At 68.9% G+C, this 14215-nt stretch carries 14 protein-coding genes and 1 tRNA gene; 13 read left to right on the forward strand and 2 right to left on the reverse strand.

Going from position 1 to position 14215, the window contains the following annotated elements; translation table 11 throughout:
• Nucleotide 1 precedes the first annotated feature (1 nt).
• The 10 genes from G361_RS0129260 to G361_RS0129305 all read left to right on the forward strand — a co-directional run bounded on the left by G361_RS0129260 (nt 2) and on the right by G361_RS0129305 (nt 9786).
• Nucleotides 2–544, forward strand: a complete 543-nt coding sequence (locus tag G361_RS0129260; protein ID WP_019930691.1) for a nuclear transport factor 2 family protein — start codon at nt 2–4, stop codon at nt 542–544.
• Nucleotides 545–552: 8 nt separating this feature from the next.
• A complete protein-coding gene (locus tag G361_RS0129265; RefSeq protein ID WP_026343646.1) occupies nt 553–1413 on the forward strand; it encodes an SDR family NAD(P)-dependent oxidoreductase in 861 nt (286 codons plus the stop codon).
• 49 nt (nt 1414–1462) lie between these two features.
• Nucleotides 1463–2023: a nuclear transport factor 2 family protein gene (locus tag G361_RS0129270; RefSeq protein WP_019930693.1), complete on the forward strand. Its 561-nt coding sequence runs from the start codon at nt 1463–1465 to the stop codon at nt 2021–2023.
• Nucleotides 2024–2062: 39 nt separating this feature from the next.
• Nucleotides 2063–2887: a TauD/TfdA family dioxygenase gene (locus G361_RS0129275; RefSeq protein WP_019930694.1), complete on the forward strand. Its 825-nt coding sequence runs from the start codon at nt 2063–2065 to the stop codon at nt 2885–2887.
• On the forward strand, nt 2884–3627 hold the full coding sequence (locus G361_RS0129280; RefSeq protein ID WP_019930695.1) for an SDR family NAD(P)-dependent oxidoreductase: 744 nt from the start codon (nt 2884–2886) through the stop codon (nt 3625–3627). Before G361_RS0129275 ends, G361_RS0129280 begins: the two co-directional genes overlap by 4 nt.
• Nucleotides 3628–3641: 14 nt before the next feature.
• Nucleotides 3642–4832: an ABC transporter substrate-binding protein gene (locus G361_RS0129285; RefSeq protein WP_019930696.1), complete on the forward strand. Its 1191-nt coding sequence runs from the start codon at nt 3642–3644 to the stop codon at nt 4830–4832.
• 10 nt (nt 4833–4842) lie between these two features.
• The gene (locus G361_RS0129290; RefSeq protein ID WP_019930697.1) at nt 4843–7629 is read left to right on the forward strand and encodes an ABC transporter permease subunit; all 2787 of its coding nucleotides are present in this window, start codon (nt 4843–4845) and stop codon (nt 7627–7629) included.
• Between the two features lie 6 nt (nt 7630–7635).
• Nucleotides 7636–8328 (forward strand): ABC transporter ATP-binding protein, encoded by a 693-nt coding sequence (locus G361_RS0129295; protein ID WP_019930698.1) that lies wholly within the window; start codon nt 7636–7638, stop codon nt 8326–8328.
• 30 nt (nt 8329–8358) lie between these two features.
• The gene (locus tag G361_RS0129300; protein WP_019930699.1) at nt 8359–8940 is read left to right on the forward strand and encodes a carboxymuconolactone decarboxylase family protein; all 582 of its coding nucleotides are present in this window, start codon (nt 8359–8361) and stop codon (nt 8938–8940) included.
• A gap of 81 nt (nt 8941–9021) precedes the next feature.
• Nucleotides 9022–9786: a Fic family protein gene (locus G361_RS0129305; RefSeq protein ID WP_036495584.1), complete on the forward strand. Its 765-nt coding sequence runs from the start codon at nt 9022–9024 to the stop codon at nt 9784–9786.
• A gap of 22 nt (nt 9787–9808) precedes the next feature.
• Here the strand turns inward: G361_RS0129305 and G361_RS0129310 are convergent, their stop codons facing one another.
• Nucleotides 9809–11302: a carboxylesterase/lipase family protein gene (locus G361_RS0129310; protein ID WP_019930701.1), complete on the reverse strand. Its 1494-nt coding sequence runs from the start codon at nt 11300–11302 to the stop codon at nt 9809–9811.
• 46 nt (nt 11303–11348) lie between these two features.
• Nucleotides 11349–12095: a helix-turn-helix domain-containing protein gene (locus tag G361_RS0129315; RefSeq protein ID WP_019930702.1), complete on the reverse strand. Its 747-nt coding sequence runs from the start codon at nt 12093–12095 to the stop codon at nt 11349–11351.
• A gap of 83 nt (nt 12096–12178) precedes the next feature.
• Here G361_RS0129315 and G361_RS45310 point away from each other — a divergent pair, with 83 nt between their 5' ends.
• The 3 genes from G361_RS45310 (at nt 12179) to G361_RS0129330 (ending at nt 14197) form a co-directional block, all read left to right on the forward strand.
• The gene (locus tag G361_RS45310; protein ID WP_019930703.1) at nt 12179–13393 is read left to right on the forward strand and encodes an MFS transporter; all 1215 of its coding nucleotides are present in this window, start codon (nt 12179–12181) and stop codon (nt 13391–13393) included.
• Nucleotides 13390–14028 carry a lipoyl(octanoyl) transferase LipB gene (gene lipB / locus G361_RS0129325; RefSeq protein WP_036495585.1) on the forward strand — a complete coding sequence of 213 codons (639 nt, stop codon included), beginning with the start codon at nt 13390–13392 and terminating at the stop codon, nt 14026–14028. Before G361_RS45310 ends, lipB begins: the two co-directional genes overlap by 4 nt.
• Before the next feature lie 95 nt (nt 14029–14123).
• Nucleotides 14124–14197 (forward strand) — tRNA-Met (locus G361_RS0129330).
• Nucleotides 14198–14215 lie beyond the last annotated feature (18 nt).

A 14215-nucleotide genomic window follows, 5' to 3' on the forward strand; every position in this document is an offset into this window, starting at 1 on the left:
GATGTCCTCCGATACGGGTACCGCTGTCACCGATGTCCGCGCGGTCGTCGCGAACGAGCAGATCCGCCAGGTCGTCGCCCGCGTCGCGCGTGGCGAGGACCGGCGGGACGCGGCGCTGATCCGCGCCGCGTTCTGGCCGGACGCCGCGGTCGATTTCGGCATCTTCGCCGGTTCCTTCGACGAGTATCTCGACTGGGTGGTGCCGGGTTCGCCCGCGGTTCCGGTCACCCAGCATGTGCTCGGCCAGACCGCGATCGAGCTGAAAGACGAAGTGGCGCTGGCGGAAACGCATGTCAACGCCTACCACCGGGTCGACTACGGCACCGAGCACCACGATGTGATGCTCGGCGGCCGTTACCTCGACCGCCTCGAGGAGCGCGACGGCGAATGGCGGATCGCGCACCGCACCATGCTGTACGACTGGACACAGGACTTCGGCGTCTCGGCCGACTGGTCCCAGGGTCTGATGGGTGCGCCGTTCTCCGGTGCGCACTTCACCGGCCGCTCCGCCGGCGACCACAGCGAAACCTTCTTCGGGCAGTGAGCGATTCGATGGCTGCACTGTCGGGCAGGGTCGCCGTGGTCACCGGCGCCAGCCGGGGCATCGGTAAGGGCATCGCGCTGGTACTGGCCGAACAGGGCGCCACGGTGTACGTCACCGGCCGCACGGTCACCCCGGGCTCCTATCCACTGCCCGGCACCGTCGGCGAGACGGCGGCCGAATGTGATCGCCGCGGCGGCAAGGGAATTGCCGTCGCGGTCGATCACGGCGATGACGAACAGGTCGCCGCGCTGTTCGATCGGGTCGGCCGCGAACAGGGCCGGCTGGACATCCTCGTCAACAACGCCTTCTCGCTGCCGGAGGATCTCACCGATCCGGAACCGTTCTGGGCGAAGCCGTTGTCCAACTGGGAGATGATCGACGTCGGGGTGCGCTCGAATTTCGTGGCGGCCTGGCACGCGGCGAAACTGATGACGCCGAACGAATCCGGCCTCATCGTGGCGATCTCCGGTTATACCGGCGTCAGTTACACCTACGGCGTGGTGTTCGGCACCGCGAAATCGGCCGCCGACCGGATGGCCCGCGATATGGCGGTCGAGCTCAAACCCTTCGGGGTGGCGTCGATCTCGCTGTGGCAGGGCCTCACCTGGACCGAACGCGCACAGCGCAATCTGGCCACCATCGACGGACTGTCGGAGCAGGCCTCCACCCGGCCGGAGAACGGCTGCTCGCCGGAATATCCCGGCCGCGTGATCGCCGCGCTCGCCGCCGATCCGGACGTGCTGCGGCATTCCGGCGGCACCTTCATCACCGCCGAACTCGGCCGCGACTACGGCATCACCGACATCGACGGCAAGGTGATCCCCTCGCTGCGGGCCACCCGCGGCGAACCCATCTGGGCGCCGATCTGAATTCGCGCCCGGCGCGGCACTTTTCGATACTTCTTTTCTCGGAGACACAATGACAACTTCGGTCACCGACGATCAGCTCGCCAAACTCACCCGGCTGCTGGACCGTCAGGAAATCCAGGACACGCTGACCCGGTTCAGCCGCGGTATGGACCGCTTCGACCGCGACCTGTTCCTGTCCGCCTTCCACGACGACGCCACCATCGCCGCCGGTGATTTCGTCGGGAGCCCGGTGGACCTGTTCACCTGGGCGTCGGCGATGCACGAGGCCGGTCAGTACGCCACCCACCACAACCTGCTGAACCTGACCGTCGACATCGACGGCGACACCGCGCACAGCGAGCTGTACTACCTGTTCGTCGGCCGCAATCGCGACGACAGCAACTGGATCGCCGGCGGCCGGTACATCGACCGGCTGGAGCGGCGCGACGGGCAGTGGCGGATCGCGTTGCGCACCAATGCGATCGAATGGTCCGGGCTGGTGCCGACCATGCCGATCCCGTTCGCGGACGTGCCGGACATCCATGTCAACGGCACTCCCTCGCGCAGCACCGAGGACCCCTCGTACGCCCGGCCGCTGCTCAACAAGCGAGCGCCGAACATCCCGAGCTGAGCGTAGATCCCACTCCCGAGGCAGGAAGGCAGAAGCACGATGCCCACGATCACCACGAAGAAATTGAGCGACCAGGTCGGTGTCGAGGTACTCGATGTCGACGCGACGCGGCTGGTCGAGGACGACGACCTCCCCGCCGCGATCCTGGATCTCCTGGAACAACACGGCGTGGTGTTGTTCCGGGAGTTGCACGCCGGCGACGAGGCACAGGTGGCTTTCTGCCGGAAACTCGGTGAGCTGGTGCAGTTCCCGAACTACCCGAACCCGAATGTCATGGAGATCAGCTTCGATCCGGACAATCCGAACGCGAAGTACTTCCCCAGCAACGACTACTGGCACCTCGACGGCTTCATGGACGAGGTACCGGCGAAGTTCTCCATCCTGAGCGCGCACGTCGTGACGCCGGTCGGCGGCGAGACCGCCTTCGCCAGCACGTATGCCGCCTATGACGACCTCTCCGAGACGGAGAAGAAGGAATTCGAGAACGTCCGGGTGGTGCATCGGATGGAGCGGGTCCAGCGGTTGTCCTACCCCGAGCCCACCGCCGAACAACTCGCGGACTGGGCGCGCTGGGTCGACCGTGAGCACCCGCTGGTCTGGACGCACGAATCCGGCCGCAAGTCGCTGGTTTTCGGCGCCGGCGCCTCGCATCTGGTCGGCGCCGAGGAGCGCGGCCGGGAACTGCTCGACGATCTCGAGGCCCGCGCCACCGCGCCGGACCGAGTACTGACGCACACCTGGACCGTCGGCGATCTGGTGCTGTGGGACAACACCGGATTGGTCCACCGGGCCTGCGATTTCGATCACGCACAGCCGCGCCGTATGCATCGCTCGACCGTCCTGGGAACGGAGTCCATCAAATGATCAGCCGCACCGCGATCGTCACCGGAGGAGCCGCCGGCATCGGCGGCGCCATCAGCCGCCGTCTGGCCGCCGACGGCGCCATGGTCGCGATCTTCGACCTCAACGGCGACGCGGCCCGGGCCGCCGCCGAATCCATCGAGGAAGCGGGCGGTAAGGCCGTCGGCCTGGCCGTCGACGTCTCCGACCGTCCCGCCCTGGATGCGGCGGTCACCGAGGTACGCGCCCGGCTGGGCCGGCCGGGCATCCTGGTCACCAGCGCCGGAATCACCATCAGCGCCCCGTTCCTGGAGATCTCGGAAGACACCTGGAACAAGGTGCAGGACATCAACTTCGGCGGCACGTTCCACAGCTGCCAGGCCGTGCTGCCGGACATGATCGAGCAGGGCTGGGGCCGCATCGTCACCATCTCGTCGTCGAGCATCCACACCTGCAATCCCGGACTCGCCGCGTACACGTCCTCCAAATGGGGCGTCGTCGGCCTGACCAAGGTGCTGGCCCTGGAATTCGCGAAGCACGGCGTCACCGTGAACACGATTCCGCCGGGCTTCATCGAGACCCAGATGATGCGCGATCACGTGGCGGGCGGGTTCATCGATCTGCAGCAGCAGATCGATGCCACCCCGGTCGGCCGCGTCGGTCAGCCCGAGGACGTCGCCGCCACCTGTGCCTTCCTGGTCAGCGAGGAGGCCGGGTACGTCACCGGTCAGGTGATCGACGTCGCCGGCGGGCGCACGGTCTGATCACAGGCAACGAGATGACGAGAATACGAACGTTCGCCACGATCGCCTGCGCCCTGGCGCTGGCGGTCGTCGCGGGCTGCTCCTCGAGCGGCTCGAAGAACGCCTCCGGTGGCGACAGCGTCAGCGTGGGCGTGATCTGCAGTTGCTCCGGCGGCAGCATGACCGGCTTCAACACCCCCGTCCAGGACGCGGTGCGCGCCTGGGCCGACACCGCCAACGCCGCGGGCGGCATCAACGGCCACAAGGTCGATCTGGTGCTGAAGGACGACGGCATGAACCCGGGCAGCGCGCTGTCCGCCGCCAAGAGCCTGATCACCGCGAAAGTGGCCGCGGTGATCGACATCTCGATCCTCGACCAGTCCTGGTCGACCGCGATGGAGGCGGCACACATCCCGGTGGTCGGGGTGCTGAGCAACAACAAGCCCTTCGAGACCAGCCCGTACTTCTTCCCGGAGGGGCAGACCGGCGACAAGATCCACCAGGCGATCATCGGGGTCGCGAAACAGGCCGGGGCCGCCAATCTCGGCTTCCTGTACTGCGCCGAGGCGCCGGTCTGCGCCGAATCGGCCACCAAACTGACCGACGCCGGCAAGGAGCACGGCCTGCCGGTCACCTACAACACCAAGATCTCCGCCACCGCACCGAATTACACGGCGCAGTGCGTGGCCGCGCAGCAGCAGGGCGTGAGCGCGCTGTACATCGGCAGCACCCCCGCGGTGATCGCCCACGTCGCCGAGGACTGCTCGCGGCAGGGTTATCGTCCGATCTACATCATCCAGGGCGCCGCGTACGCGTCGAATCTGGCCACGGCGCCGGGACTTTCGGACAACACCTGGATCCAGTTCTCCTCGCTGCCGTTCTTCGCCGACACCCCCGCGGTGCAACGGTTCGATACCGCGTTCGACGCGAAATTCCCGGGCGTACGCCAGGATTCGAGCGTCTTCATCCACAACGCGATCATGGGCTGGGTATCGGGACAGGTGCTGGAACAGGCCGTTCGCAACGGGGTGCCCGCGGGCAGCCCGGCGACCGCGGACGCCGTGGTGAAGGGCCTGGAATCGTTGCGGGACTTCACCGCCGACGGTCTGGCCCCCGGATTGACCTTCACCGCCGGGCAGCCGCATCACGTCGACTGCTGGTTCACCGCTCGCGTGCAGGCCGGTACCCCGCAGGTGCTGAACGACGGCAAGACCACCTGCGCCTGAACGGATTCGCGTGAACGCCTTTCTCCCCTTCCTCGTCGCGGGCCTGGCCACCGGTGCTGTCTACGGTTTGGCCGGGCTCGGCGTCGTACTCACCTACAAGACGTCGGGCATCTTCAACTTCGGCTACGGCGCGGTGGCCGCGCTCAGCGCCTACCTGTTCTACTTCCTGCACACCGAACACGGTCTGCCGTGGCCGATTTCGGCGGCGATCTGCCTGCTGATCCTCGCCCCCGCCATGGGCTGGGGTCTGGAACTGCTGGCCCGGTCGCTGTCCGGCGCGAGCGAGATGTTGCGGGTGGTCGCCACGGTCGGGCTCATCCTCATCGTGGCCGCGGCGGGTGCGCTGTGGCATCCCGGAAATCCGCCCACCTTCGGGCATTTCCTGCCGCAGTCCACGGTGCGGCTGGCCGGGGTGAACGTCACGTGGGAGCAGATCATCCTGTTCGTGGTCTCGCTGGTCGCGTCGGCGGTGCTGTTCTGGTTCTTCCGGTCGGTGCGCCTGGGCATCGTGATGCGCGGCGTGGTCGACGATCCGGATCTGATCGCGATGAGCGGGGACGATCCGGTGCGGGTGCGGCGCTGGGCGTGGATCCTCGGCACCGTCTTCGCCTCGGTCGCCGGTCTGCTGCTGGCCCCCAGCCAGCCGCTGGACGGAATCACCCTGTCCACCGTGGTTTTCGCGGCCTTCGGCGCGGCGGCCGTCGGCTGGTTCACGAATCTGCCGCTGACCTTCGCCGGTGGGCTCGTGATCGGTATCGCCGCGGCGTTCGTGGACAAGTACGCCGCCACCGTCTCCTGGATCGGCGGCCTGTCCCCCGCGCTGCCGTTCCTGGTGTTGTTCGTGGTGCTCATCGTCACACCGCGCGGGAGATTGGTTACCCGGCAAGCGGTTTCGCGCGTCGCGGTCCGACGCTCGTACCACGCGCCGCCGCGGGTGCGGCTGGTCGCCGGTGCGCTGGCGATCGTCGCCCTGGCGCTGGTCCCGACGCTGCAGGGCGGGCATCTGGCGGTGTGGTCGGCGGCGCTGGTCGACGTGATGCTGTTCCTCTCGCTGGGCCTGCTGGTGCGGCAGTCGGGGCAGATCTCGTTGTGCCATCAGGCTTTCGCGGCCGTGGGGGCGGCGGCGTTCGCGCACTTCTCCGCGATCGCGGGTATGCCCTGGCTGGTGGCGCTGCTGCTGGCGGCCCTGGTGGCGGTGCCGGTCGGCGCGATCATCGCGATCCCCGCGGTCCGGGTGTCCGGGGTGTTCCTGGCGCTGGCCACCCTCGGCTTCGGCATCCTGGCCCAACAGGTCTTCTACACCCGCGATTTCATGTTCGGGCCGTCGACGATGGGCGTCCTCGAACGGCGGCCGTCCTTCACCATCGGCTCGCTGGATCTGTCCGGCGACACCGGTTTCTACTATCTGCTGCTCGTCGTCACCGTGGCGGTGGTGGCGCTGGTGACCGCGATCGGTCAGGGCCGGCTGGGCAGATTGCTGGCGGCCCTGTCGGATTCGCCCCGCGCACTGGAGACCCACGGCGCGAACTCGGCCGTGCTGAAGGTGATCGTGTTCTGCCTCTCGGCGGCACTGGCGGCACTGGCGGGCGCGTTCACCGGGATGCTCTACCAGTTCGGGGTCGGAACGTATTTCGACTGGTTCAACTCGATCGTGATCGTGGCGGTCGTGGTGATCATGACGGTCGGCAGCCCGTGGTACGGGATTCTCGCCGCCGTGCTCTACGCGGTGGTCCCCGACTACATCCAGGGTTCGACCACCAACAGTGTGCTGCAACTGCTGTTCGGCATCGGCGCGGTGAGCGCGGTGTACGGCAGCGCCGCCATGCCCGCGCCGCTGCGGCGGCTGCTGGACCGGCTCGGCGGCCGGACATCTGTCGCCGAATCGGTTCCGGCACAGCCGGATTCGCCGACCGACGAGCCCGCTGCGCCGTCACCCGGCGCGACCGCGCCGACCCCGGGCAGATCCGCACCGGAGCAGGCCGGGACACTCCCCGCCGGATCACCGGCCCGTGCGGGCCTGGCGGTGCGCGAATTGTCGGTCCGGTTCGGCGGGGTCACCGCGGTCGACGGCGTCACGCTGACCGCCCGGCCCGCGGCGATCACCGGCCTGATCGGGCCGAACGGCGCGGGCAAGACCACGACGTTCAACGCGTGCAGCGGCCTGAACCGGCTCACCTCGGGCCGAATCCTGTTGCACGGCAGCGATATCGCCCGCCTGGGTCCGTCCCGCCGGGCCCGGCGCGGCCTCGGCCGCACCTTCCAGCGCACCGAACTGTTCGACAGCCTGACCGTCCGCCAGAACGTCGCGATGGGTCGCGAGGCCGCCTTCGCGGGCAGCAATCCCCTTGCGCACCTGACCGGTTCACGCCGCGCGGCCCGGCAGCGCGACACCGCCACCGACGAGGCCCTCGAACTCACCGGGATCACCCATCTGGCCGACACCCAGGCGGGCCTGCTGCCGATCGGTATGCGCCGCCTGGTCGAACTGGCCCGAGTCCTCGCGGGCCCGTTCGATCTGCTGCTGCTCGACGAACCGTCGTCCGGCCTGGACGCGCACGAGACGGAGGAGTTCGGCCGGGTGCTGCGGACGGTGGTCCGCACCCGCGGCACCGGAATCCTGTTGGTGGAGCACGATATGACGCTGATCCGGGACATCTGCGACCACGTGTACGTCCTCGACTTCGGCACTCTGATCTTCGAGGGCTCCCCCGCCGACATGCACACCTCGCCGAAGGTCCGCGCCGCCTATCTCGGCGACGCCGCCGCGGTCCCCGAGCCGATCCCCGCCGGAGAGTAGCCGACGATGCTGACCCTGCACTCGGTGACCGCCGGCTACGGCGCGGCCACGGTCCTGCACGATGTGACCCTCACCGTCGGCCCCGGCGAGGTGGTCGCCCTGCTGGGCCCCAACGGGGCCGGCAAGACCACCCTGCTGCGCACCGCGACCGGATTCGTCCGTCCCCGGTCCGGCCGTGTCGAATTCGACGGCGCCGACCTGACCGGCGAACCGCCGCATCATTTCGCCCGCCGGGGCATCTGCCACCTCCCGGAGGGGCGGGGCATCTTCGCCACCCTCACCGTCCGGGAGAATCTGATCGTCCAGGCGCGCGGCCGCGACCGCGACGAGGCGATCGCGGCGGCGACGGAACTCTTCCCGATCCTCGGCGCCCGGCTGCACCAGACCGCGGGCAGCCTCTCCGGCGGCGAACAACAGATGCTCGCCCTGACCCGCGCCTATCTGACCGCCCCGAAGGCGATCGTGGTCGACGAGGCGTCCTTCGGCCTCGCCCCGCGCATCGTGGACCAGATCTACACCGCCCTGGAACAGCTCGTGGCCCAGGGCATGTCGCTGATTTTGGTGGAACAGTATGTGCAGAAGGCTCTCGACCTGGCCACGACGGTGTACATCCTCGGCCGCGGCGCCATCGTGCACACCGGCCCCGCCGCCGAACTCGACCCGACCGAGATCTACGAACGCTACCTGGGCATCGACTGATCGAAACGCCCACCGACGGAAGGAAACCCGATGGCTCGCATCGAACCCGTTGCCCCGGAGGACTGGTCCGAGGAGATGACCACGTTCATCGCCGAGTTCCGCACCGCCGTACTCGGCGCGGAACTGGTCCAGTCGCGCCCCGGCGGCGCGAACCTGCTCGGCACCCTCGCCGGCTACCCCGAACTGGCGAAGTCCTTCCTGGCCTTCAACGGTCACTTCCTCTACGGCTGCTCGCTCACCGACCGCCAGCGCGAACTGATCATCCTCCGCGTCGCGCACCGCCGCCAATGCCGGTACGAATGGGCCCAGCACGTCCTGCTGGCCGGCGACGCCGGCATCACCGAGGACGAGATCGCCCGGGTCTCGACCGGTCCCAAGGCCCCCGAGTGGAAACCCCTGGAAAGCGCCCTCCTGCAGGCCACCGACGACCTGCTGTCCCGCGGCACGATCTCCCGCGACACCTGGAGCCTGCTCGCCGCCGAATTCGACGACCGCCAACTGATGGACGTCGTCTTCACCGTGGGCACCTACGCCATGGTCGCCATGGCCCTGCGCGCCTTCGACGTGCAACCCGAACCCGACCTGGTCCCCTACCTCCCCAGCCGCCGCTGAACCAGCTCACAAGTGACGACAGTCGAATCCCGGCGCTGCCCTGTGCCGGGATCGGCGGTTCGAACTGGCAAACTTTCCGGCATGGTGGATACGCTTACCGCAGCGCTCGGGTTTGGTTGGGACCGTTCCGCGGTCGATTCCTTCGAGCGGCACTCCGTAGAGCGAGCGGTGTGGCGGTACCGGCGTTCTCTGCCCGAATTCGTCTGGGACGCTGCGGTCCTCGAAGGAAACCCCTTCACCTATCCCGAGGTCCAGACCTTGATGGAGGGCGTGACGGTCGGTGGCCACAAGCTGAGCGACGAACAGCAGGTGGTCAATCTGGCAGAAGCGTCGCGGGCCCTGGCCGACCTTGTCACCAACGGTGGATTCGCCCTCGACAAACCGACGTCGGACGGCCTACAAGGACTCATTGCACGCGGCGAGGCGCTGGAAATCGGCCACTTCCGCGGCGAAGGGCCACTCACTCTCACGCCAGGGGTCAATCTCGGCGCGTACGGGCGGTACATGCCGCCCGAGACCGAACCTGGTGGCGCCAACCTCCGTGAACTGCATGCTCGAGGCATAGCGGCGTTGCTGACCACACTCGATGACCCCTTCGAGCAGGCGCTGGCCTACTTTCTGTTCGCAGCGCTACAGCAGTTCTACTTCGACGGCAACAAGCGCACCGGCCGGGCGATGATGAACGGCCATTTGATGACGCACGGATTCGACGCGATCAGTATCCCTGCCGCTCGGCGCCTCGAGTTCAACACGAACATGGTCGACTTCTACCGGACCCGGGACGCCACCGGGATGTTCGCCTTCCTGGCGTCCTGCCATCCGGATCGGGAGCCGGGAGCGAGCTGACCGACGATCGGCGGCCCCCACCTCATCTGCGCCGGGCGGCCCGTAGCGCGGCCAGTTCCGCGCCGCGCGGATCGGCGACCACGCCTGCGTCGGGGGCGTCGAAGATGCGGGTGTTCCGGTCCGTGGCGCGGTAGCGGGACCAGCCCGGGTCGCCGTGGGTGGCGAAACGCACCCAGGCGGCGTGCATATCGTCGGCGAGGGATTGGGGTGGGGTCGGGCCGGTCAAGCGGTGCGCGGCGTCCAGGCGGTCGAAGACGAAGGGGATCTCCATGACGTGGCTCGCGCGGAGCGCGGCAACCTCGGAGGCCCAGGCGAATTCGTAGACGAAGGTCGGTTCGTCCTGCGCCGCAATGTAATCGGCGATGCGGGTGGCGTCGTCGCGGAAGATGAGGTCGGAGGCAACGGCCGCGAACAGGTCGGCGGCGGAGGCGCCGGGACGGTCGGCGGCGTAGGTGTCGACGACCTTCGGGTCCAGGCCGTAGCGCGGGAGCATGAGAGGCAGTGTGGTGTCGGTGATTCCGGCGTCGAGGCCCGCCGGGAAGGTGAAGAAACGGAATTCGTCGCGGTTCCAGCCGATCAACAGCGGGAGCGCCCGATCCGGTCGGGACGTGACCAGATCGAGCGGGCGGCCGGTCAGCAGGTCCCCATCGATCACGGGGAAGAAGCTCATGATGCCCAGGCCACCCGCGACCACGGTGGCGCCCCAGCGTGCCGGGTCGGGTTTCACCATCAGGTCGAGCGCGATGCCGTCCTGGGCCGCCTGCAACCGTTCCGGGGTCACCTCACCGAAAGCCGTTGCGGTGGGCTCGATGTCGAGCTTCTCGGCGAGGCGCAGCGCCACCAGGCGGGCATCGTCGGCCGCGGCGACGGCGGATCCGTTGGCGCTCTGCACGATCGCGCGCCGGAACAGTCCGCGCGCGGCCGGCGCGGCGATCAGGTTCACCACGCTCATCCCGCCGGCCGACTCACCGAATACGGTGACATTGCCGGGATCTCCGCCGAATGCGGCGATGTTCTCCTGCACCCAGCGCAGCGCCGCGATCTGGTCGTGGATACCCCGGTTCAGCGGCGCGCCCGGTAGCGCGGCGAAACCGGACAGGCCGAGCCGGTAGTTGACGGCGACCGTGACCACGCCGTCGCGGGCGAAGGTGCCGCCGTCGTAGATCGGCAGCGCGTTCGAGCCCCGCACGTACGCGCCGCCGTGGATCCAGACCAGCACCGGCAGGCCCGACCCGCCCGGCTCCGGGGTCCACACGTTCACGTTCAGATATTCGTCGCCGAGGATCGGGTCGTGGCCGATCAGCGCCTCGATCGGCGCCGGATACCGCGATTGCAGGCAGCCGGGACCGAAGGTGACGGCGTCGCGCACCCCGGACCATTCGGTGACCGGGCGCGGCAGGTCGAATCTGGCCGGTCCCACCGGCGCGGCCGCGTACGGGACACCGAGGAATGCGCTCACCCCGCGGTCGGTGACGCCGCGAATCTTGCCGCCGGTGACGGAGACGATCGTTTCCATGTGCAACTCCTTACCCGACCCGATTGTGCACCCTCGCGGATCGTCCTCACATCGGTCCGGCACGATACGTCCCCGGCGTGTGCCCGAGGACGCGCCGATACACATCGATGAACGCGCTGGCCGACGCCCACCCGCACCGATGCGCGACCACGGTGACCGGCACCCCCTCGGCCAGCAGCTGGGTCGCGCGATGCAGCCGCAGCCGGGTGCGCCACTGCGGATAGCTCAGGGCCAGCTCGGTGCGGAACAGCCTGCTGAGCGTGCGCTCGGCCGCGCCGACCCGATGCCCCAGCTCGACCAGCGTCCACGCCACGGTCAGATCGTCCTCGACCAGCGCGCACGCCCGGCGCAGCCGCGAATCCCGCGCGGCCGGTAACCGCAGCAGCTGCTCCGGACTACGGCGCAACCGATCGAGCAGCACCCGCCGCAACCGTCCGGCCTCGGCCGCGGGCAACTCGTCCGCCGCCGAACAGGCGACGATCAGCTCCCGGATCAACGGCGTCACCGTCAGCACCACCGGCGTGTCCCGGTCCGGCGTGAGACCGGAATCGAAAGCGACACAATGGAATCGGGTTGGCCCGTAGAACCGGTGCTCGTGCCGGCAGCCGGCCGGGATCCAGATGGCCCGATCGGCGGGAGCGATCCAGTCGCCCGCGTCGGTGCGCACCTCGACCGCGCCGGAACTGGAATAGACCAGCTGCGGTCCCGGATGCCGATGCCGATCGATCTGCGCGCCCCCGGCCAGCTCGTAGGTCACCGTCGGCGTCGGCGAACTGTGGCGGGTCATCGACATATCTTGACAGATTATCGGAAGCCCGCCCACCCTCGATCCCCCTACGCTCGGAGCGGACCATTCGAGCGGAGCGGAGCGCGGCGATGAGCGTGATCGACGAACACAGTGCGGCACAAGCAGATTCGGCCTGGCACCGGATGCGGTACTGGGTGTTCGCCCATGCGGTGGACGATTTCTACCAGGGCCTGGTCCCCGCGGCCATCCCGTTCTTCGTGCTGGAACGGCACTACAGCTATACCGCCGCCTCCGGCCTCGCCCTCGCCGCGACACTGGGAAGCGCACTGCCGCAACCGATTCTGGGTCTGCTCGCCGACCGCCGCCCACTCCTGTGGCTGGCCCCCGCCGGGCTGACCGCCGCCGGCGTCGGCGCCGGACTCGCGGGGCCGGCCCCCGGCTACGCCGCGGCGTGGATCCTGTTGCTGCTCTCCGGCATCGGCGTGGCCGCGTTCCATCCGGCCGCGGGCCGCGACGCCCGCCGCGACGCCGGCGACAGCGCCACTGCCATGAGCCTGTTCGCTGTGGGCGGCAACCTCGGCTTCTTCCTGGCGCCGGCCCTCGCGACCCCCGCACTGGTCACTCTCGGCGTCGGCGCGACCGCGTGTTTCATACCGCCCGCGGTCCTGATGGGCGCGGTGCTGTGGCGCTACCAGCAACGCCGCGCGGCGACCCACCGCCCGGCCGCGCAGACCGGCGGCCGCGACCGCTGGGCCCCGTTCCTGCTGCTCACCGCGATCGCGGTGGTGCGTTCGGTGATCGCGTTCGGCATGAACACGTTCATCGCCCTGTACTGGATCGGCCATCTGGGCGCGTCCCGCGGATTCGGCGGGGTCGCGCTGACCGCGTTCCTGGTCGGTGGCGTCCTCGGCACCCTGCTCGGCGGCCGCATCGCCGACCGCGCGGGCATGCTGCGCACGATCCAGATCGGCAGCATCGCCGCGGTACCGGCCCTGATCCTGCTGCGCGCGGTCCCCGAACAGCATCTGGCGCTGGCCGCGGCCGTCCTGGCGGGTCTCGCGGTGAACATCCCGTTCGCCGTGCTGGTCAAACTCGGCCAGGACTACCTGCCCGGCCGTCCCGGCACCGCCTCCGGCGTCACCCTGGGCCTGGCGGTCAGCGCGGGCGGCCTGTTCGTACCGGTCCTGGGCGTCCTCGCCGATCATCGAGGCCCGCAATCGGTCCTGACGGTGCTGTGCCTCATCCCCGTCGCCGCCGTGATCCTGGGCTTCCTGCTTCCGCCCCCGACCCACGATCGACGCTCGGCTCGCGCCGACACCCCGCTGAGTACGCTCGACTCATGAAGTCCAGGCCGTTGACCCTGCTCCGCGACGAACTCGTCGACTACGACAAGGCGATGGAGCGAATGGCCGACATGGTGACCGAGCGGCAGGAAGGCACCCGCCCCGACACCCTCTGGCTGCTCAGCCACCCGCAGGTGTACACGATCGGCCGCCGCACCCCCGCCGAACACCTCCCCGACCCCACCCACGGCATCCCGGTCCTGGAAACCACCCGCGGCGGCCAACTCACCTACCACGGCCCGGGCCAGCTCGTCGGCTACCTGATCGTGCGATTGGCCCCCGGCGAAGGCGTGGTCGACTACATCCGTGAGGTCGAACACCGCCTGATCGACGCCCTCGGCCACCTCGGCGTCCCCGCCGAACGCCGCGACACCCCACCCGGCGCCGAACTCCTGACCGGCGTCTGGACCACCACCACGGCCCGCAAGATCGTCTCCATCGGCATGCGCGCGAGCCGCAACGTCACCAGCCACGGCTTCGCCCTCAACGTCGACGGCGACCTGGAACCCTGGCAGTGGGCCGTCGCCTGCGGCCTCCCCGAGGTCGACATGACCTCGGTCCTCCGCGAGGCCGGGCGAGCCGATATGGACGAGGTCGCAGCCACGGTCGCCACCGCCTTCCAGGCCCACCCCTGACCCCCGCCAAGATCGTCGCCGACTCCCCGAAAACCATCCCTGATCTGGCGATTTGGATCCCCGGATAAGACGTGTGTAATGTTGTGTTCACCCAACGCGGGGTGGAGCAGCTCGGTAGCTCGCTGGGCTCATAACCCAGAGGTCGCAGGTTCAAATCCTGTCCCCGCTACTATCGGCCCAGGCCGGA

It is taken from the genome of Nocardia sp. BMG111209, assembly GCF_000381925.1.
Lineage (GTDB): Bacteria > Actinomycetota > Actinomycetes > Mycobacteriales > Mycobacteriaceae > Nocardia.

Bases quoted from the DNA above. Each gene is read 5' to 3' on its own strand.
- G361_RS0129260 (WP_019930691.1), top strand. From the start codon at position 2: ATGTCCTCCGATACGGGTACCGCTGTCACCGATGTCCGCGCGGTCGTC.
- G361_RS0129265 (WP_026343646.1), top strand. From the start codon at position 553: ATGGCTGCACTGTCGGGCAGGGTCGCCGTGGTCACCGGCGCCAGCCGG.
- G361_RS0129270 (WP_019930693.1), top strand. From the start codon at position 1,463: ATGACAACTTCGGTCACCGACGATCAGCTCGCCAAACTCACCCGGCTG.
- G361_RS0129275 (WP_019930694.1), top strand. From the start codon at position 2,063: ATGCCCACGATCACCACGAAGAAATTGAGCGACCAGGTCGGTGTCGAG.
- G361_RS0129280 (WP_019930695.1), top strand. From the start codon at position 2,884: ATGATCAGCCGCACCGCGATCGTCACCGGAGGAGCCGCCGGCATCGGC.
- G361_RS0129285 (WP_019930696.1), top strand. From the start codon at position 3,642: ATGACGAGAATACGAACGTTCGCCACGATCGCCTGCGCCCTGGCGCTG.
- G361_RS0129295 (WP_019930698.1), top strand. From the start codon at position 7,636: ATGCTGACCCTGCACTCGGTGACCGCCGGCTACGGCGCGGCCACGGTC.
- G361_RS0129300 (WP_019930699.1), top strand. From the start codon at position 8,359: ATGGCTCGCATCGAACCCGTTGCCCCGGAGGACTGGTCCGAGGAGATG.
- G361_RS0129305 (WP_036495584.1), top strand. From the start codon at position 9,022: ATGGTGGATACGCTTACCGCAGCGCTCGGGTTTGGTTGGGACCGTTCC.
- G361_RS0129310 (WP_019930701.1), bottom strand. From the start codon at position 11,302: ATGGAAACGATCGTCTCCGTCACCGGCGGCAAGATTCGCGGCGTCACC.
- G361_RS0129315 (WP_019930702.1), bottom strand. From the start codon at position 12,095: ATGTCGATGACCCGCCACAGTTCGCCGACGCCGACGGTGACCTACGAG.
- G361_RS45310 (WP_019930703.1), top strand. From the start codon at position 12,179: ATGAGCGTGATCGACGAACACAGTGCGGCACAAGCAGATTCGGCCTGG.
- lipB (WP_036495585.1), top strand. From the start codon at position 13,390: ATGAAGTCCAGGCCGTTGACCCTGCTCCGCGACGAACTCGTCGACTAC.